The organism is Stenotrophomonas sp. VV52 (assembly GCF_002893095.1).
GTDB classification, from domain to species: Bacteria; Pseudomonadota; Gammaproteobacteria; order Xanthomonadales; family Xanthomonadaceae; genus Stenotrophomonas; species Stenotrophomonas aracearum.
Genome location: NZ_PKQQ01000001.1, coordinates 772,104 through 792,483, shown reverse-complemented (window position 1 = coordinate 792,483; position 20,380 = coordinate 772,104). Strand labels below are relative to the sequence as shown.

Genomic DNA, 20,380 nt, shown 5'->3' with positions numbered 1-20,380 from the left:
GGCTTAGAAACTCCACCCCCAGGTCAACTGCGCGCCGTACGCGGTTTCGCCGTCACCACTGGCGCCCTGCAGCATCATCGAGAGGCGGCTGGCCTGCGAGGTCTGCAGGCTTATGCCGAACTCGCCCACTGCGGCATTCTCGGCCAGTGCGACGCTGCGCACCTCGAAGCCGCTTCCGGCCGCCATGCGCATGGTGCGGCTGAGGTCCGTGTCGCCGAAGGCGTGCTGCCAGCCCAGGCCAGCCTCAAGCCGGGCACGGTGGCCCAGGTCCCAGGCCGCACGCACGCCCAGCGTGGCGCTGGTGTAGTCGTCGCGCTGACTGTCCGCGGAAAGCGCAGCAACGCCGCCCTGTTCGGTGAAGCCGTCGGTCTTGAGACGGGTGTGGGTGACGTTGAGGTACGGGGTGTAGCGGGCCGAACCGGCTTCGAAGGTCCAGGCCGCTTCCACGTACCCGCTGATGGCCTGGGCGTCGTAGTCGGCGTTGAGTCGCTCATCGATCGTGCTGCCGATGGTGACCTGGCGGCGGCTCTCGATGTCGAAGTCCGCGTAATCCACACCACCGGTCAGGCTGAAGCGGCCCCAATCGGCCTGTGCATACAGCCCGACGTGATTGGCGTCGATGTCAGCCGTGTCGTCATACTCGCGCGACCAGCTTTCCATGTCCTGGCGACCCACCGAGATACCCGCAACCACGTTCTCGCCGAAGCGGCGGTCGATACCGGCCATGACGCCTTCATCGCGGGTGCGCAGGCCCGGCATGCCGCCGCTCGCGTCGATCCGGCGCGGCAGCGCACGGGCACTGAACCATGCGGTGTTGGCGCCCACTTCGCTGGTGAAGGCCTGCCCACGCAGGCGCTGGCCGACGCCGTCGGAGAGGAAGCGGTTGTCCAGCAGCGACACCGCCGTGTTGGCATGGCTCTCACCCGACAGCGCACTCAGCGCCTGGGTCACCGCCGCCGGCGAATCCGGCAGCAGGATCACCGCATTGAAGACCGGGCTGGTCACCGGCAGGGTTTCGATGGCGCCACCTACCGAGACCTGGTTTGGGGTTTCGCCCTGCGACGGGATGGTGGTGCCGTCGCGCTCCAGGGTCAGCGACAAACCACCGCCGCCGGCGCTGACCGAGGGGTCGAGGAACGCGAAGTCGTCGGTGACCTGGCTGAAGTTGCCGGTAACGCCGCCGCCCGCATTGGCAATGCTGATCGGCGAGCCGACCGGCAACCGGTCGCTGTGGTCCAGCTGCAGCGTAGCGCCCGGGTCGATCTGCAGCGTGCCGCCGATGCTGACCGGAACCACGGTGCCACCGCTGGTGGGCGTGATCTGCCAGGTGGAGCCGCCGTGCACTGCGGCATCGCCGACCACGGTAAGCGAGCCTTCGTCGCCGCCACTGAGCAGCGTGCCGGACAGGTCAAGCGAGCCGATGCTGCCGTTGCCGAACAGCGTGCCGCCATTGTCCACCACCACCGGACCGCCCAACGTCGCGCCGGGCGTGGCGGGGGTGCCCACGCCCAGCGCGCCCGCGCTGACCGTAGTGGTGCCGGTGAAGCCGGCACTGTTGCCGCTGAGCAGCAGCGTGCCGGCGCCGGTCTTGTCCAGGCTGCCGTCGCCCGAGAGCGTACCGGCATAGGTGCCGTTGGCGGCCTGGTCGAACACGAGCGCTGCGTTGTTGGCGATGTCGCCCTGCAGACTGCTGGTGTTGCCGATCAGCGTGCCGGCGTCCACCGTGGTGCCGCCGCTGTAGCTGTTGCTGCCGGCCAGGGTGAGCGCGCCTTCGCCCTCCTTCGTGAGCGCACCGGTGCCGGAGATCGCGCCGCTGAAGGTGCCGTCGTCGCCCTGGTCGAAGACCAGGCTGGCGTTGTCGACGATGTTGCCCTGCAGGCTGGTGGTGTCGCCGACCAGCGTACCGGCGCTGATGGTGGTGCCACCGCTGTAGCTGTTGATGCCGGCCAGGCGCAGCACGCCGAAGCCCTGCTTGGTCAGCGTGCCGCTGCCGCTGATGCTGCCGGCGAAGGTGTCACCGTCGCCCTGCTCGAACACCAGGTTGGCGTTGTCGACGATGTCGCCCTGCAGGCTGGTGGTATCGCCGAGCAGCGTACCGGCGTTGATGGTGGTGCCACCGCTGTAGCTGTTGGCGCCGGTGAGGGCCAGCGTGCCGCCGCCCTGCTTGACCAGCGAGCCATTGCCACTGATGACGCCGGCATAGGTCCCGTCGCTGCCCTGGTCGAACACCAGTGTGGCGTTGTCGGTGATGTCGCCCTGCAGGCTGTCGGTGTCGCCGATCAGCGTGCCAGCCTCTACGGTGGTGCCGCCGCTGTAGCTGTTGGCGCCCGCCAGCCGCAATGCGCCACCGCCCTGTTTGGTCAGGGTGCCGCTGCCACTGATGCTGCCGTTGAAGGTGCCGTCGCCGGCCTGGTCGAAGACCACCGCGCTCTCATTTGCGATGCCACCTTGCAGGCTGGCGCTGGTGCCTACCAGGGTGCCGGCGTTGACCGTGGTGCCGCCGCCGTAGCTGTTCGTTCCGGTCAAGGTCAGCGTGGTATCGCCGTCCTTGACCAGCCCACCGCTGCCTGCGATGTTGCCGGCCAGGGTCAGGTCATTGCTGCCGACCAGGTTGAGCGTGCCGTCGAGCGCGATGTTGTTGGCGAGCTGCGCGGCAGCAGTGGTATCCAGCGCGGTGCCGTCGGCGGCACTGAGCGTACCGGTGCCCAGCGCCTGCGCGTTGCCCAGCAGCAGCGTGCCGGCCTGCAGTGCGGTGCCGCCGCTGTAGGTGTTGGCGCCGTCCAGGCTGAGCGTGGTGTCGCCCTGCTTGACCAGCCCACCGTTGCCGCTGACCACACCGGACAGGGTGAGGTCGTTGCTCCCGGCCACGGTGAGTGCGCCGTTCAGGGCAACAGCGTTGGCCAGCGTCATGGCCTCGCCCGTGTCGAGCGTGGTGCCATCGGCTGCAGACAGGACGCCGCTGCCAATCGCCTGATCGTTGCCGAGCACCAGCGTGCCACCGGACAGCACGGTGCCGCCGCTGTAGCTGTTGATGCCGTCGAGGATGAGGGTGCCCGAGTCACGCTTGTCGAGGCTGCCACTGCCCACCAGCGGCAGGCTCAGCGTGGCGGTCACGCCGGGATCGACGCGCACGGCCGTGGGGAGCGCATTGAGCTGGAGTTGGCCGTCTGCCCCTGCGACCAGGTTGTAGTCGTCACGGGTGAACTGCAGGCCGGTGATGGCCTGGGTGCCGACCACGTCAACAACGCCACCGGCTTCGCCACCGAACACCGCGAAGCCCTGGTTCCAGGCCGCATTGTCCGCGCCGGCCTGGTCGGTCCAATGCGTGCCGTCGTCCCAAGTACCGGCGCCGCCCTGGATGACACCGTCGCCATCCACTTCGGTGCCATCCCAGAACTGCACAGTGCTGCCGCTCGCCGACACCACCAGGTTGACCTGCTGGCCCACGGCGGTCTGCACCAGCAACTGGCCCGGCAGCACGGCGACCGGGAGCGAGCCCAGCGACAGGCCGTTGTTGGTCAGCGCGCCGGTGTAGTCGATCAGGCGGTACACGCCATCGCCGAAGCCACCCAGATCCGTGACGTTGAGCGTTCCGTCGAGTGCGAGGTCGCCGTTCACGGCGAGCACGCGGGTATCGCTGGGTACGCCGAGCGCCGCGTCGAGGTTCGAGCCCGCGTCTACCGCGAGGCTGCCGGTGGTGAGGGTCTGGCCGCTGCGCAGGCCCAGGCGACCGCCCGCGCCGACGGTGACCGGTGCAGCGACGCTGCCGGCGCCGGACAACGTGGCCCCGCTGCCGACCGTGACGCCCGCCGACGCCAGCGTGCCATCCACCTGCAGCGTGCCGCCACTGACCTGGGTGGCGCCGCCGATGGCGCTGTTGCCGCCGAGCGCCAGCGTGCCAGTACCGATCTTTTCGAGACTGCCGGCGCCGCCCAGCGCGCCATCGAAGCTGCCACCGGAATCGTTGCGACCGAGCTGCAGGGTGCTGCCTGCACCAAGGTCCACCGCACCGCTGCCGCTGATGACATCCAGCGCGCCACCGTTGAGTCCCAGCGTGGCATCGCTGGCCACGTTGGCCTGCGCCACATTGCCCAGCGCGGCGGCGTCGGCCAACTGCAGGCGGCCGGCCTGCACGTCGAAGGCGCCGCCGAGGGTGTTCGCGCCGGACAGGGTCAGCGTGCCGCTGCCCAGCTTGCCCAGGCCCGCGTCGCCACTGAGGATGCCGCTGAGCAGAAGGTCGTCTGCGGTGCTTACCGCGAGGGCAGCGCCAAGGTCGATCGCGTTGGTGAGATTGACGGCGCCCACGTCGGCCAGCGTGGAAGCACCTGAAACGCTGAGCGTGCCACCTCCCAAAGCAGTGTCGCTGCCGACCGCCAAGGTACCGGCGTTGAGGGTGGTGCCGCCTCCGTAGCTGTTGGCGCCGGTGAGCGCCAGCGTGGCGGCGCCGTTCTTGACCAGCCCACCGCCGCCGTCGATCGGGCCGGACAAGGTGAGGTCGTTGCTTCCGGCGACGGTCAGCCCGCCGTTCAAGGTCACGGCGTTGCCCAGCGCCACGGCGTTCCCGCTGTCGAGCGTGCCGTTGGCCACGATCAGCGCGCCGGAACCCAGCGCATCGGAGGCGTCAACGCGCACGGTGCCGTCGTTGAGCTGGGTGCCGCCGGCATAGCTGTTCGGCGAACCCAGGGTCAGCGTGGCCGCGCCGTTCTTGACCAGGCTGCCAGCGCCGCCGACGGCGCCGGAAAGAATGAGGTCATTGCTGCCGGCAATCGACAGCGCGCCGGCCAGATCCACGGTGTTGCCCAGCGCCAGCGCGGTGCTGGCATCGAGCGTGGTGCCGTCGACGGCTGACAGCTGGCCGGCGCCGATGGCCTGGCCATTGCCCAGGATCAGGGTGCCGCCATTGAGTTGGGTGCCACCGGCATATGTGTTGGCGCCGTTGAGTACCAGCGTGCCGGATTCCAGCTTCTGCAGCGCACCGCTGCCGACCAGCGGCACGTCGAGCACTGCGGTCGCAGCCGCGCCTACGCGCACGGGGGTGGGTGCACCGTCGAGCTGCAGCTGGCCGTTCGCGCCCGCTACCACTTGGTAGCCGTCGATGGCGAACTGGAGGCCGCGGGTAGCCTGCGTGCCTTCCACCGTGACCACGCCCGCCGAAACACCGCCGAATACGGCAAAGTCGTTGGCCCAGCCGGCATTGACCAGCCCATCAGCGCCGGTCCAGTTGGTGTCGCTGCCCCAGGTGCCGGTGCCGCCTTCGACCAGGCCATTGGCCACTGTCTGCGTACCGTCCCAGAACTGCACGACCTCACCGGGCGCAGAGACCACCAGATTGATCTGCTGCCCAATTGCGGTCTGCAGTGCGAGCTGCGGCAGCGTGACGCCCGCCGGCAGGGTGCCGTAGAGCAGCCCGTTGTTGGTCAGGGCGCCGGTGTAGTCGATGAGCCGGTACACGCCACTGCCGAAGCCGCCGACGTCGCTGATATTGAGCGTGCCGTCGAGGGTGAGATTGCCGTTCACTGTAAGCAGGCCGTCACCGGGCACGCCGAGTCCGGCGTCGATGATCGAGCCGCCGGAAAGCGATAGATCGCCTGTGCTGAGCGTACTGCCGCTGGTCAGGCCGAGGCGACCGCCGTCGGCGATCGTGACCGGCGCGGTGATGCTGCCGGCACCGCGCAGCGTGGCCCCATTGGCCACGTTGAGCGCCGTGGTTGCCAGGCTCCCGGCGACGTCGAACACCCCAGCGGTCACCGTGGTGCTGCCGCCCAGACTGCCGGTGCCGGCCAACTGGAACACGCCGCTGCCGATCTTCTCCAGGTTGCCTGCGCCGGTGAGCTGGCCGCCAAACACGCTGCTGGCGTCGTTGCCGCCGACCTGCAGGTTGGCGCCGGCCCCGATGCCGAGCGTACCGCCGCCGCTCACGGCGGCCAGGCTGCCACCACCGGCGAGGGTAAGCCCTGCCCCGCCCGCGATGATGACGCTCTGCGGCTGTCCCAGCCCACCGGGCGTGGTAGCCACAACCTGGCCCACCTGGATGTCGAGATTGCCGTTGAAGGTGTTGTCGGCCTGCAACTGCAGTTCGCCTGCGCCGGTCTTGACCAGGTCGCCCGCTCCGCTGATCACCCCGCCCAGCGCCAGGCTGTCGGCGTTGTCGATGGTCAGCGCAGCGCCCAACGCGATCGCGTTGCCGACGCTCAGTGCGGTCCCAGTCGCCAGCCGCGAGGCGCCCTGTACGTTCAGAGCGCCGGTACCGAGCGCGCCGTTGTTGCCAAGCTGCAGGGTGCCCGCGTTGAGCGCAGTGCCGCCTGCATAGGTGTTGGCGGCGTTGAGCGCGAGCGTGGCCGCGCCGTCCTTGACCAGCCCGCCGGCACCATCGATCACGCCGCCCAGCGCAAGATCCTGGTTGCCGAGTACGTTGAGCGAGGCATTGAGTTGCACGGCGTTGCCGACGGCAACGGCCTGGGTGGCGTCCAGCGCCGCCGCACCGCTGACCAGCAGTGCGCCACTTCCCAGTGCACTGTTGCTGCCGAGCAGCAGGCTGCCTGCACCCAGCGTGGTGCCGCCGCTGTATCCATTGTTGCCGCCCAACGTGAGGGCGGCCGCACCGGTCTTGACCAGCGCGCCAGTGCCGTTGATCGGGCCACCCAGCACGAGGTTCTGGCTGCCCGGAAGATTCAGCGCGGCATTGAGCTGTACTGCATTGCCCAGCGAGACCGCCTGCGTAGCGTCCAGCACCGAGGCGCCGGCCACGGTCAGTGCGCCGCTGCCCAATGCCGTATTGCCCCCCACCTGCACGGCGCCCCCGTTGACCGTGGTGCCGCCGCTGTAGGTGTTGTTGCCGGTGAGGGCCAGCGTGCCGGTGCCGAGCTTGGTGAGGCTGCCGGTCCCGGCGATGGTGCCTGCCAGGGCCAGCGAATTGCCGCTGGCACCGACGCCGAGCGGACCGGTAAGGTTGATCGCGTTGCCGAGGCTCAGCGCAGCGGTGCTGTCGAGCTGGCCTCCGCTTGCGTTCAACGCACCGCTGCCCATTGCCGCGTTGTTCCCCAGTACCAGCCGTCCTGCACTGATCGTAGTGCCGCCGGTGTAGGCGTTGGCGCCGGTCAGGGTGAGATCCGCTGCGCCGGTCTTGACCAGCCCACCGGCGCCGCTGAGCGGTCCGGTCAATGTGAGTGCACCCGTGCCCGGCAGGGTCAAACCAGCATTGAGGGTGAACGCATTGGCAAAGGTCAGGGCGCCCGCATTGGACAGGCTGCCGCCGTTGACCGTTACCGCACCGGTGCTGAGCGCGGTGCTGTTGCCCAGTGCAATCGTGCCGGCGTTGAGCGTGGTGCCACCGGCGTAGGTATTGGCGCCGGCCAGGGTGAGCACTCCGGTGCCGTTCTTGGTCAACGCGCCGGTGCCGCCCACAGGGCCCGCGAAGGTCAGGCTGTTTGCGCCCTGCACGGCAAGTCCGCCCGCGTCGAGCCGGATCCCGTCGCTGGGCGCGAAGCTCAGGCCGGACGTGGTGGCTTCAAGCGCACCGCCGTTGCCGACGATCTGCCCGACGAACAGACCCGCGTTGCCGGTGAGCAGCGCGCCGCCATTGAGCTGCCCGACAGCGAATGTCCGGGTGCCGGTCAGGGTCCAGCTGCCGCTGCCCACCCGCAGGGTGTTGAAGTTGATGTAGCGGTCACTTTCCAGCACGCCTGTGCCGCTGGCACCCGCGTTGCCGGGATTCTGCAGGGCCAGTGTGTTGTTGCCGCCGCGGCCGCCGTCGACCACGCCGGTGGGCGCGAAATACAGCAGCCCGCCCGGCCCCAGCAGCTCCAGCGCGCCACCGCTGCCGGTGAAGGTGGAGCCGGTGACGGCGGTAAAGGTGTTGGTGCTGTTGGCACCCAGCGACACGCTGCCGTTGATGTTGCCGCTGTTGACGAAGGTGTTGCCTGCTGCCGAGGACTGGAAAGCGATCCGCCCGTCGATGTTGCCGCTGTTGACCATGTTCACGCGGCCGCCGCCGCTGACCGCCACCACCGGAATGTCCGACCCCAGCAGGTTGACCCCGATCAGCGGCTGGCCGCCCATGATGCCGGCGTTGTTGATGTTGACCGTACCGTTGCTGGCGGTCGTGGCGCGCAGCGCCAGGCCGGTGAAATCAAGCAGGCTTACATTGGCGAGCGCGCCAGTGCCGTACATGCGGCCGGCGGCCAGGTTGTTCACGGTCACCTAGGTGGCGGTGCTGTTGCCCACCACGGTGCCGCTGCTCAGCAGCGAGATCAGGCCCAGCAACGAAGGATCGATGTTGCCGGCATTGTTGAGCGTTACGTTGTCGCCGGTGAGCTGCAGCGCGGTGCCGCCGATGCCGAGCAGAACGCCGATGCTGGCACCGCTTTGCACGTTGACGGTGAGATTGCTCGCCGAGGATGCATAGGACGGAGCCAGCGGATTGGCGGCACCCGTGCAGGTGACGATCGACCCGTTTGTCGTACACGCGGCCTTGGCGGTTGGTATTGCGGTGACCGCTGACATTGCGAGCAGCACAGTCAGTACGCTGACGCCCAGTGGATGGCGCCGAAGCCGCGGAGAACGGGAAGGAACCACCTGGACGCCGCGCTTCACTCGTACCTGTTGCATCGCATTTCTCCAATGAACGACAGGCACAGTCGTGCCTGGGGGACTTCAATAGGGAATCAGCGGGCCGTGCCGCCGTCGCGAGGTATGAGCAGTGTTGGAAACGTCGTCCGTTGCGCTCGCCGCATGCGTCCGCTGCTGCGGATGTGCGTGTCTCGTGCGATTTATCCTGGGTGCGAAGCGGTGAACGGCACGTTGGACGTCGCCATGAAAAGCGAGTAGTGCGTCACCCTTTATCCGATTACCGACGTTTCGGTTTCTAAACGCAATCAGTGAAATGAAATCACGATAGCTTTCACAGCTGCGTGCGATACGCGCCTGATTACATCACCTTGCACCCGCATTGAATGCATATCTTCCTACGTGCATTCCATGCAGACCGTGCCGTCTGGCGTTTCAGGCGCGCGCCAAGGCAAACCAGCGATACCCAACGTAGATGCCTACGGCGACGATGGGTGCCATGCAGAGCCATAGCGGCAGCTTGAGCAGGAAGAACATGAGCGCGGCAACCGCGAATGCGGCGATGCCGAGGCCTATTGCCCATGCATCGAGCACGAGCATGTCCGCGGCGTCATCCCGCCAGGCGTTTTCCGGACGGCCTCGTGTGCTGCGCTGGCGGCGCAGCAGCCACACGTCGGTTACGAAGTCGACGATGCCTTCGAGAAGGTCTCCGATGATGCCGGCCATGGTCGATCCTTGAGATGGGCGTTGTGGCGCTATCTTTCGGTGCCGGCGCGTTTCGGTCAAGCGTGGGTGGAGCCGGCCGGCGGCCGGCACTACGCCAAGGGTCAACGCAGGTCGGCTTCGGGGGCCAGGGTGTGGATGACCTTGCCTTGGGCGTCGAGGAATTCGATGGTGCCGTAACCTTCCTGGGTGACGGTCAGGCGCAAGCGTGGACGGTCGGACTTGTCATTCAAGGCGATGGCCGGGGTGCCGTCGGCGCCTACCAGCATTTCAATGCGGGTGGGCGTAGCCACCCCGGGAATGAGGCGGTTGTCGAGCCTGGGTTCGCGGATCAGGGGCGGTGCCTGGTTGATCGAGAACCGGACTTCGCCGTCGGGCGATACACGCCAGCCGATCGCGTCCATTGCCGGGTGGTCCAGTGCCAGCACGGCCATGCCGCCGTTGACGTCGGCGGTGCCGAAGCCGCCGCGCTCGCTGCCCTTGTCGTCATAGAGGACCATGCCGGCGACGTTGAAGGCGCGCTTGTACTGGATGCCGTCGATGATCGGCGCCGGGGTCTGCCCGGACAGGGTCATCCGGATGGTGCCCTTCTCGTCGACGATGTCGATGCGGCGCGCGGTGATGCGGTCGTTGTCAGGCTTTTCGACGTGCGTCTGCGGGGATTTGTCGACGATGAGCTTTTGAAGCTGTTCAACGCTGGGTCGCTTGGGCCCCGGGGCGTCGGTTGCATACGCGTTGAGGGCCAGGGTGCCGAGGAGTGCGAGGGCCGTGCTGCCGATCAACTGCATGCTGCTTCCATTCCGGTGGGTGATATGGAACGTGACGATACCGGTGATGGGGGCGCAGGGCCCGCTGCCTTGCAGCATGGTGTACGTGGGACACGCATGGCGTGTCTCTACGCGGAGGGGTTCATGGGGACACGCGTTGCGAGTGTGCTGCGTAGCGACACGCCATGCGTGTCCCACGAGATCCCTCCGGCGCCAGAAACGCAACAGGCCACCCAAAGGATGGCCTGTCGCATTCAATGGCGGGCCAATCAGGTAAAGATCGCCCACAGGATCAGCAGCGGAATCGGCACGCCCAGTGCCCACAGCAGCAACATCTTCATTTTGGTTCTCCTCTACTCGTTCTCGTTACAGGTCGCGGCGACGGCCGCCCCAGGTGGCAGTGAGGCTGGCGACGAAGGCGCCGATCAGCAGGGTGATGAACAGCCACAGCGCGGCATAGGCGGTAGCCTTGCGAGCCTCGTCGGCCGCCTGCTTGGCGGTGTTCTTCGCCTCTTCCAGCGCGGCGCGCATTCGGGTCTGGATGTCGGCCACGCGTGCTTCGGCTTCGGCCTGGCTCATGCCGGTTTCACGGGCGATCAGCTGGCCGAGGTATTGCTGGTCGGCCGGACTCAGGCCCTGCGACTGCAGGCTGGTGACGATGATGCGGTTCACTTCGGCACGCACTTCACGGCGGTCGCCCGGACCAGCGCCCGGCAACGGACGCGGCGGCGGCGCCATGCGCGGCGCGGGGGCACCGGCGACGGTCGGACCGGCCACAGCGGCCGGCGGCACGGGCGGCGCGGCCGGATCGACCGGACCCATCGGCGCAGCGCCAGGGCCGGCGTCCGGACCCGGGGCACGGCGGAACAGCGAGTCCACCCAGTAGCCCAGGTCGCCTTCCCGCGAATCCATCGCGGCTGCGGAACCTGCGCCCGCCGCTGCTACGCCGGCGGTGGACGCGGCAGCACCAGCAGTGGCACCGGCGACCTTCGCACCGGCGCCGAGCACGCCGCCGATGGCCGAGGTCAGCAGGCCGGCGGTCAGCAGCGTGGCGACGGCCCAGGAAACGAAGCCATGCGCGGTGTCGCGGAAGTAGGTTTCATCGCCATGCAGGCGGGTCCACTTGGTGCGCAGGCGACCGGCCAGGTAGCCGCCCAGGCCGGACGCGGCCAGCGCGGTGAAGGTCAGCCACGCGATGCTGCCCCAGCCAAAGGTTTCCTTGGTGACGCCCTCGAACGACCACGGCGACACCGAGGACAGGCCCAGGCCAACACCGAGAATAAGAAGAATCAGCGAGAGAGCCGCCGCCGCGGCAGCGCCCGCGAAAATGGCACCCCACGACACCGCGCTTTCAGGCGCGCTGGGTACCACGGTTTCATTGATGATCGCGACATCGGGCGCCACCGCGCCACGTTCGGGGTATTCCATTCGGGTGTTCATCGGGTCGTGCTTCTCCGGTCTTGAACTGCGACTGCAGCTGTAAACCGGAGGCTGCGCGATGCGTCGTGAACGCGGCGAGACCCGGGAATCTGCGCGATGTGATTACTTCGCGCTTTCGCCCATCACGCGCGGCAACGCAAGTTCGAACTTGGCGCCTTCGCCCGGCGCGGACGTAATGGTGACGAAGCCCCCCGCCTGCCGCACTGCGCTGTGGACCTGCGGCAATCCGAGACCTGACCCCTCACCGGGCGGCTTGGTGGTGAAATACACCTCGAACACGCGCGCCATCACCTCCTCGCTCATGCCGCAGCCCGTATCCGACACGCATAGGGTGAGGTAGGAACCGGGGACCCGTGCGGTACAGCTGTCGTCGCCCGGGACGACCCTATGGCCCGTGGTCACCCGGATGGTGTCGCCCGACGTGCAGGCGTCGCGCGCGTTGACCACCAGGTTCAGCAGCGCCCGCTCCAGGGTGTTGCGGTCGACCATCGCACAACAGGTGGAGTCGCCCGGATCCACGACAAGCTCGATGCCCTGCCCAACCGCCTGATGCAGGAGTGGCTCCATTTTCGTCACCATCGCCGCCAGCTCGACGGCCTCGGGACGGTACGGATGCTGGCGCGCGAAACCAATAAGCCGTTGCGACATTTCGGCGCCCTGCTCCAGCGCGGCTTCGGCAACGGTCAGCAGCCCGGTGTTCTTCGGCCCCAGCTCGCCACTGGCCATGACCAGATCGATCGCGGTCGTGGCCGAGTGCAGGAAGTTGTTGAGGTCATGTACCACGCCGGCCAGCAGCTGCCCCACTGCTTCGCCCTTCTGGGCATGTTCGGCAATGAGTTCCGCCGCACGCTGGGCGGCCACGGCGAAGTCCCGGCCCTGGCTCACCTGGAAGTGACGCACCTCCAGTTCCTGATAGGCCAGGTTGGTCGCCAACAGCCGCGACTGGCTTTCGCGCAGGGTATTGATGAGGGTGGCCTCGCGCGTTGCCGCGTTGGCGAGCAGCGCCCCGGCTTCATCGGCTTTTGCATCGAACGCAGCGCCAAGTACATCGGCAGCGGCGAGTGCTGCATTGCGCGCGGTGACATCGGAACTGACCGCGAGCACGCCGATGATCCGGCCATCGTCACGCAGCGGGCCAACGCGCACCCGCCAGTCGCGCAGCATGCCCTGCCCGTCCAGCGCGGAAGCCTCGAAGCCTGCCTTCTCTCCGCGCAGCGCAGCGGAGAGAGCGTGTTCGACCAGCGATTGGGTGGCCAGCGGCCAGAGCGCCTTCCATTTCCTGCCGAGCATGTCCGACGGCTGTTGGGCCCGGAACAGCTTCAGTCCGTTGTCATTGATGGCGACAACGGTTCCGGCAAGGTCCAACTCTTTGACGCAGTCCTCAGACAACTCCACGATCTGGCGGTATCGATCCATCAATCCATCGGGTGTAAACGGTTGTAGGAAGATTATCACCGCGTGATTGCCGCGTGAGTACTGCGGAACATGAATCATTCATTCCCTTGCCGCATCGACCCCTGCGATCGCGGACCTGGACGCGTAGCGACACGCCGCGCGTGTCCTCGCGATGTCTGATCGCGCGATGAGGGTATACGTGGACACGCATGGCGTGTCGCTACCGCTGCAGCAGGTATTTCAGGCCGTGCGTCAGGCCGCGCGGGGCCACGCTCAGGTGGTCTTCGTCGTTGAGCACGTCCAGCTTCAGGCGCAGCGACGGGTAGCGATGGGCACGCAGCGCTGCCTCCATCCGCCGCGCGTCGGCGACCATGTCGGCGTCGTTGCCGAAGGCCGGGGTTTCGTACTCGCCCACGTACATGTAGACCGACGCCGGCAGGTCGTCGTGGCCGGCGGCGTAGTCCTTTTCGAAACGGTCGATCACGTTGTGGTCGTACCAGTACGAGGGGCTGCCGACGATGTAGCCGGCGAACAGGCCCGGGTCGGTGAACAGGATCTGGGTGCCGAGCAGCGCGCCGTAGGAATGGCCTAGCAGCAGACGGCGGGTTTCGTCGGTGCGGTAGTGGCCAGCCACATACGGCAGCACCTGGTTGCGCAGGTAGGCGATGTATGGCTCGGCGCCGCCATGCACGGCGTCGGGCGGAGCGCTGCTGGGGCCCTTCGGGGTGGGCGTGTAATCGCGGCGGCGGCTCGGCATGCCTTCATCGCCCACTGCGTAGGACAAACCCACCAGGATGAACTCATCCAGTTTCGGCCCTTCAACATTCAAGCGCCGACCGATCTGGCGTGCCAGCGGGAACGCGTAGTCCGCGTCGGTGACGTACAGGACCGGGTACTTGCGGTCGGGCGCGTCGGCGTACGAAGGTGGCAGCGCAATGAACACCTGGTAGGTGCGGCCGGAGACCGGATCCTTCACGTCGTGGACTTCGCTGCCTACAACTTCATAGGGCAGGCCTTGGCCGCGCTGTCCGCCCAACGCAGAGGCCCTTTCAGGCGCTGATGTGCCTGGCGGCGCCGAGTCGCCGGCAGTCGGTGCCGCGGGCACGGGTGGCTTGGCACACCCGGCGAGCATAGACAGAACCACAACACCTGCTACCAGATAGTTCAACGCATCATCTCCATGGTGATTCCAACGCAGCCTCCAGTGGCCGCCTCCGGGATCATACAAGACACGTGAAAGGATCTCCGCCATGACCGACACTGCTGCATCCATCGCCTCTCCCCGCGCGTTCGACGCGATCATCATCGGCACCGGGCAGGCAGGTCCCGCGCTGGCGGGCCGGCTGCATGCGGCCGGCATGCGGGTGGCGATAATCGAGCGCCACTTCGTCGGCGGCACCTGCGTCAACACTGGCTGCAAGCCGACCAAGACGCTGGTCGCCAGCGCCTACGCCGCGCACACCGCCCGGCGCGGCGCGGACTATGGCTTCACAACTGGCCCGGTCAGCGTGGACATGGGCGTGGTGGCGGCCCGCGCACGCAAGGTGATCCTGGATTCGCGCAGCAGCAATGAGGACTGGCTGGGCAGCATGCCGAACGTTACCTTGATCCGCGGCCATGCGCGTTTCGAGGGCGCCGATACCGTGGTGGTCAACGGCGAACGGTTGACCGCGCCGCGCATCTTCATCAACGTGGGCGGACGTGCTTCGGTGCCGGACATGCCAGGTCTTGCGGAAGTGCCTTACCTCACCAACAGCAGCATGGTCGAGCTCGCTACCCTGCCCCGGCATCTGGTCGTGGTGGGCGGCAGCTACATCGGGCTGGAGTTCGCGCAGATGTATCGGCGATTCGGCGCACAGGTGACCGTCATCGAACGGTCCGACCGTCTGATCTCACGCGAGGATCCCGACGTGTCGGCAGCGGTGCGGAAGATCCTGGAGGACGAAAGCATCGACGTGCACACCGGCGCGAACGAAATCACCTTCAAACCGCACACGGACGGTGTGGAAATCGCTGCCGGTTCAATCAGCGTGACTGGCAGCCATGTGCTGATCGCCATAGGGCGGCGTCCAAACACTGATGATCTGGGTTTGGAGTCGGCCGGCATCACGAAAGACCAGCGCGGCTACATCACTGTGGATGACCACCTGCAGACCTCCGTGCCGGGCATCTGGGCACTCGGCGACTGCAATGGCCGTGGCGCATTCACGCATACGGCATACAACGACTTCGAGATCGTGGCCGCCAACCTGCTCGACGGCGAGGACCGCCGGGTCAGCCAGCGCGTCCCGGGCTATGCGCTGTACATCGATCCGCCGCTGGGCCGCGCGGGTATGTCAGACGCCGAAGCGGCAAAGACCGGCCGACCGCTGCTGTTCGCCAAGCGCGCCATGACCGCCGTAGGGCGCGCGGTGGAGAAAGGTGAAACCAAGGGCTTCATGAAGGTGGTTGCCGACGCCGAGACCCGGCGCATCCTCGGTGCGGCGATCCTGGGCACTGGCGGAGACGAGGCGATCCACGGCATTCTCGACATGATGAGCGCCGACCGTCCGCTGGATGAACTGCGCTGGGCTGTGCCGATCCACCCGACGGTTTCCGAGCTGATTCCCACCCTGCTGGTCGATCTTGCGCCAGCGGCTGACTGAGGACGAACTGGATGCGCAACGCACGCTGGCTGTCGCTGTACCTGGGGCTGTGCACGGTCCTGCTGCTTCCCCCGGCGTGGAGCAGGCCGCCCGCCGAGTCGCCCATCCGCACCGAAACCGGCACCCTGCAGGGCGCGCCCTGGCGCGTCGACATGCCGGCCCACTGGAATGGCGAACTGGTCGTATATGCGCACGGCTTTGAGCCCATTGGCACCCCGCGACCAGACCCTTGGCCAGGGAACGCCTGGACCGAAGCGCTCGCCCAGGCCGGCTACGCGGTGGCCCAGAGCGGTTACAGCAGCCAGGGCTGGGCGGTCACCGATGCGATCGCGGACCTGGAGCGCCTGCGCGCGCACTTCGTCGCCCAGCATCCCAACACCCGGCACAGCTGGATCATCGGCTTCTCGATGGGTGGCGCCGTAGCCATCGGCACGCTGGAACGACTGCCGCAGCACTACAGCGGCGGCGTGTCGATGTGTGGCGCCAACCTGCCGGGCGAGGTGCTGGCCGCCGAGATGCTGACCTCGCTGGTCGCGTTCGAGTATTTCTTCCCGGATGCGAAAGGCCTGCCAGAGGGAGGCCTGATCTCACCTGCTGCGGCGGCGATGCCCCAGGGCGAGACCTATGACGCCATCACCGCAGCCATCGAAACGAATCCGGTGGCCGCCGCAACACTGTCCCGAAGACTGGAGCTGAAACCGGACGAACTGGCCGGCACGATCAGCCTCCACACCCTGGTGTATCAACAGCTGGTGAAACGCAGTGGAGGGGCTCCGGTTTCAAACCAGCGGACCGTGTATTCCGGTTTCGGCGACGACAAGGCGTTCAATGCCGGCGTGCGCCGGATATCGGCAGATCCGGCGGCAGAGACGACGTTGGCGCGCGAACTCGCAATGACCGGTGCGCTGCGCAGGCCGCTGGTGCTGCAGTACAACCTGGATGACCCGTCGGTGACGCCCCGCTTCGAGCCCGTTTACCCGGCGCTGGCGCGCAAGGCGGGTGCGGCGTCACAGCTGGCCCAGCTGCCCCCGGTGGGGAGCGGCCATTGCCAGTTCACGCCGCACCAGGTGCGGCAGTGAAGATGCAGAGTGCTGCGGTGCGGGCAACGCCGGCGGTGTCCACTGCCGAAGCGCCGCGCCCCTGAGCGACTGTTCGCCACAACCAGCAGGGCAGCGCAGCACGCGGGCGACCGAGGTGCTGACGAACCCCTGGCCTTCCTCGGCCTTGAACACGGTTTCGCAGGACTGGCAGCGCGCCACCATCGAGTAGAGATGGACGATGCGCCCGCTGCACGGATCCTGCAGGGCGTGCACGTCGAGCAGTTCGAACTGGCAGGTGTCGGGCAACGGACGCCGCGGAAGGGGGTGATGGAGCGAGGGCTGCAGATTCACGCGGGACGCCGTTGCCTAGGGTGCAGCCACTGTAGGCAGCGCGGTGTGGACTGGATGTGCAGTCCGCCTGAACACGCCTTCGACACAGACACTAAGCAGAACTACGCAGCGCAGCCCAGTACCACTACGGAGGCTGCGACGGGAGCGGTGTGGTGCACTGGGCGGGTCAGTTGACGATCCGTCGCTGCCCCACTCTGCTGAGGACACACTGCCATGACCCGCAAGACGTTCAAAGGCGTGATCAAACTCGACATCCGGGATTCGAAGGCCGATTGGGAGCCGTTCCTGCCACCCAAGGCGCCGGACGGTGCCCCCAATGTGCTGATCATCCTGTACGACGATACCGGCCAGGCAGCATGGGAGCCGTACGGCGGCGCGATCAACATGCCCACCCTGCAGAAGCTGGCCGAGAACGGTTTGACCTATACGCAGTGGCACACCACCGCACTGTGTTCACCGACGCGGTCGTGCTTCCTGACCGGGCGCAATCATCACCTGAATGGAATGTCATGCATTACCGAAGGGGCAAATGGGTTCCCGGGGTGGTCGGGCCGTGTTCCGGAGGATTGCATGACGATCGGTCAGATGCTGCAGGACAATGGCTACAGCACCTACTGGCTGGGCAAGGAACACAACGTGCCGGAGCAGGACATCAGCTCCGGTGGCCCCAAGTCCGAATGGCCTCTGCAGAAAGGCTTCGACCGCTTCTATGGTTTCATTGGCGGTGAAACCAATCAGTGGTACCCGGATCTTACCCAGGACAACGCCTTCATAGACCAGCCTTATGGACCCGAAGAAGGCTACCACCTGTCCAAGGACCTGGCTGACCAAGCCTTGCAGATGATCCGGGATCAGAAGGCTTCAAATCCCTCCAAGCCCTGGTTCATGTGGTTCTGTCCCGGGGCCAACCATGCACCCCATCACGCACCGAGGGAGTACATCGACAAGTACAAGGGCAAGTTCGACGAGGGCTACGACGCCTATCGTAAATGGGTCGTGCCGCGCATGATAAAGAAGGGACTTTTGCCGGAGGGCACGGCCGTTCCGGACTTCAACCCGATGCCCGACGATCAGGCCAACCCCGGCGACTACGTGAAGCCTTGGGACACGCTCAGCGCCGATGAAAAGCGCCTGTTCGCGCGCATGGCCGAAGTGTATGCCGGATTCTCCGAATACACCGACGTGCAGGTAGGCAGGATCATTGACTACCTGGAAAAGAGCGGCCAGCTCGACAACACGATCGTGTTCTACTGCTCGGACAACGGCGCCTCGGGTGAAGGCAGCCCGACCGGGTCGGTGAACGAGAACAAGTTCTTCAACAACTACCCCGATTCGCTTGAGGAGAACCTCAAGTACCTGGACGTGCTGGGCGGCCCGGAAACCTACAATCACTACCCGACTGGCTGGGCAGCAGCATTCTCTGCGCCTTACAAGATGTTCAAACGCTACTCCGAGTATGCCGGCGGCACGTGCTGCCCGATGGTCATCCACTGGCCCAAGGGCATCAAGGCCAAGGGTGAGGTGCGCAATCAATACCACCATGCGGTTGATCTCGTACCGACGATCCTGGAGTCAATCGGCATCCAGATGCCCGACAGCTATCGTGGCGTCAAGCAGCACCCGCTTTCCGGCGTGTCCATGAAGTACTCGTTCTCCAAGGATGGACCCACAGAAAAGAAGCGCCAGTACTACGCAATGCTGGGCACCCGGGGCATCTGGGAGAATGGCTGGAAGGCCGCGGCCACCCACGCACCGCTTACCAGCAAAGGGCATTTCGACAAGGACGCCTGGGAGCTCTACAACGTCGATGAGGATCGTTCTGAATCGAAGGATCTGGCCAAGCAGCACCCCGACAAGTTGAAGGCACTGGTCGATGCGTGGTTCGAGGAAGCCGAGGCCAACAATGTACTGCCGCTGGATGACCGCACGGCGGCTGAGTTGCTGGGCCTCGAACGGCCCAGCACCGAGGCGCCGAGGGAACGCTACATCTATTACCCTGGCACTTCGCCTGTCCCCGAAGGGGTGGCGGTCAACGTGCGCGGACGCTCCTACAAGATACTGGCGGACGTCGAAATACAGGATGCCAGCTGTGCGGGTGTAATTTTCGCGCATGGCTCGCGCTTTGGTGGGCACAGCCTGTTCATCAAGAACCGCAAGCTGTACTACGTCTACAACTTCCTCGGCATCAAGCCCGAACAGAAGCTGGTGTCCACGTCCGAGCTCAAGCCCGGCAAGTACACGCTGGGCATGGAGTTCGAGCGCACCGGCGCCGGCGAGCATGGCGAGTCGCTGGGCAAGGCCAGGCTGTACGTCAACGATGCAGTGGAAGCCGAGAGCGACCTGAAGACCCAGCTCGGCAAGTTCACCCTGTCCGGTGACGGGCTGTGCATCGGGCGCGACAGCGGTGACGCGGTCAGCGAGGAATACACCACGCCTGGCACGTTCAAGGGCGGCGAGATCCTTGGCGTGGGCGTCACGGTCGAGAAGAAGCAGTACCTGGACCTGGAAAAGCTGGCGGCGGCGGCGTTTGCGGTCGACTGAGCCGACCCGCCGTTCACCTGGCGGCGCGCAGTGCTGCTGCGCGCCGCCCCCACGACGGAGCACGCATGAGCGATTCGCCCAACCTGTCCAACGACCTGGCCCGGGGTCGCACCCATCTTGCCAATGAGCGTACCCACCTGGCTTACCTGCGCACGACGGTTTCGCTGATCGGGTTCGGCATCACCATCAACCGGTTCAGCACCTACCTGATCCAGAACGACGAGGCGCCCGAAGGTGGGCGCCTGCTGCTGCACGATGCCAGCAACGCGGGTTTCGGCATGGTGGTGCTGGGGCTGGCGCTGCTGATCTGGTCACTGATCCGCTACCGCCTGGTCACCCGTGACATCGAGCGCGGAAAGATCGACTCGCGACATCGTGCCACCACCGGATTCACCATCGGCCTGCTGCTGCTCGGCGGGCTCACCGCACTCTGGCTGTTCACCAGTTGAGGAGTCTGACCGTGAAACTACACCCCTATCGGGTTGCACTGTCGCTGCTGTTGGCCACCGCCATCCTGGTCGCTGCACCGCTGGTGCGGGCCAAGACGCCTCCGCCAGGTGGGGTAGCTGCGCCCATAGCCGCAACCGAGCGCCCACGCGCGTCCAACAAATGGCGGATCGAGTTTGACGAACGGGCCAAGTCCGACGGCACCATCAGCTTCCGGATCTGGCCGCGCGACGGTGCGCCCGTGCAGGTCGACGTGCCGGTGGTGGACGGCCAGTCGGAGAACCATATTGCCGCGTCCACCCGTGATGCGCTGAAGGTGCGGCTGGGCAAAGGCTTCCACGTGGAGACCGACGACGGCGAAGACGTGCTGGTCAAAGCCCGGCACGGCACGGGTGACTTCGGGCTCGAGTTGCTGGGCAATACGGCGCGCGACGTGGATATCAAACTGCGTCGGGAGTGAGGGGCG

Annotated in this window: 12 protein-coding genes and 1 pseudogene; 5 read left to right on the top strand and 8 right to left on the bottom strand. The window is 66.5% G+C overall.

All coding sequences use genetic code 11. From position 1 onward, the window contains the following. Nucleotides 1–3: 3 nt before the first annotated feature. The 7 genes from C2U58_RS05910 to C2U58_RS05885 all read right to left on the bottom strand — a co-directional run bounded on the left by C2U58_RS05910 (nt 4) and on the right by C2U58_RS05885 (nt 14,022). Nucleotides 4–8,193, bottom strand: a complete 8,190-nt coding sequence (locus tag C2U58_RS05910) for an autotransporter-associated beta strand repeat-containing protein (protein WP_253256654.1) — start codon at nt 8,191–8,193, stop codon at nt 4–6. Between the two features lie 6 nt (nt 8,194–8,199). Then, the gene (locus C2U58_RS20215) at nt 8,200–8,502 is read right to left on the bottom strand and encodes a hypothetical protein (RefSeq protein ID WP_253256653.1); all 303 of its coding nucleotides are present in this window, start codon (nt 8,500–8,502) and stop codon (nt 8,200–8,202) included. 498 nt (nt 8,503–9,000) lie between these two features. Further along, entirely contained in the window at nt 9,001–9,291 is a 291-nt protein-coding gene (locus C2U58_RS05905; protein WP_102944961.1) for a hypothetical protein, read from the bottom strand. 101 nt (nt 9,292–9,392) lie between these two features. Continuing rightward, nucleotides 9,393–10,076, bottom strand: a complete 684-nt coding sequence (locus tag C2U58_RS05900; RefSeq protein ID WP_102944960.1) for a hypothetical protein — start codon at nt 10,074–10,076, stop codon at nt 9,393–9,395. Between the two features lie 345 nt (nt 10,077–10,421). Further along, complete coding sequence (locus C2U58_RS05895) at nt 10,422–11,495, bottom strand: hypothetical protein (RefSeq protein ID WP_102944959.1); 1,074 nt, start codon at nt 11,493–11,495, stop codon at nt 10,422–10,424. Between the two features lie 102 nt (nt 11,496–11,597). After that, entirely contained in the window at nt 11,598–12,911 is a 1,314-nt protein-coding gene (locus tag C2U58_RS05890) for a PAS domain-containing sensor histidine kinase (RefSeq protein ID WP_253256652.1), read from the bottom strand. Between the two features lie 199 nt (nt 12,912–13,110). Then, nucleotides 13,111–14,022: an alpha/beta hydrolase-fold protein gene (locus tag C2U58_RS05885; RefSeq protein WP_102944957.1), complete on the bottom strand. Its 912-nt coding sequence runs from the start codon at nt 14,020–14,022 to the stop codon at nt 13,111–13,113. Between the two features lie 118 nt (nt 14,023–14,140). Between C2U58_RS05885 and C2U58_RS05880 the strand changes: the two genes are divergently transcribed. Further along, nucleotides 14,141–15,535 carry an FAD-containing oxidoreductase gene (locus C2U58_RS05880; protein ID WP_102944956.1) on the top strand — a complete coding sequence of 465 codons (1,395 nt, stop codon included), beginning with the start codon at nt 14,141–14,143 and terminating at the stop codon, nt 15,533–15,535. An 11-nt stretch (nt 15,536–15,546) separates the two neighbouring features. Continuing rightward, nucleotides 15,547–16,614, top strand: coding sequence for a hypothetical protein (locus C2U58_RS05875; protein ID WP_102944955.1), 1,068 nt, complete (start codon nt 15,547–15,549; stop codon nt 16,612–16,614). A gap of 33 nt (nt 16,615–16,647) precedes the next feature. Here C2U58_RS05875 and C2U58_RS05870 read toward each other — a convergent pair. Beyond that, nucleotides 16,648–16,926, bottom strand: a pseudogene (locus tag C2U58_RS05870) (hypothetical protein); the annotation flags it as partial. A gap of 213 nt (nt 16,927–17,139) precedes the next feature. Here C2U58_RS05870 and C2U58_RS05865 point away from each other — a divergent pair. From C2U58_RS05865 to C2U58_RS05855, 3 genes are all read left to right on the top strand, one after another. Continuing rightward, the gene (locus C2U58_RS05865) at nt 17,140–19,467 is read left to right on the top strand and encodes an arylsulfatase (RefSeq protein ID WP_102944954.1); all 2,328 of its coding nucleotides are present in this window, start codon (nt 17,140–17,142) and stop codon (nt 19,465–19,467) included. 65 nt (nt 19,468–19,532) lie between these two features. Continuing rightward, entirely contained in the window at nt 19,533–19,916 is a 384-nt protein-coding gene (locus C2U58_RS05860) for a DUF202 domain-containing protein (protein WP_102944953.1), read from the top strand. 11 nt (nt 19,917–19,927) lie between these two features. Beyond that, nucleotides 19,928–20,374 (top strand): hypothetical protein, encoded by a 447-nt coding sequence (locus tag C2U58_RS05855; RefSeq protein WP_146033416.1) that lies wholly within the window; start codon nt 19,928–19,930, stop codon nt 20,372–20,374. The last annotated feature ends 6 nt before the right edge of the window (nt 20,375–20,380 follow it).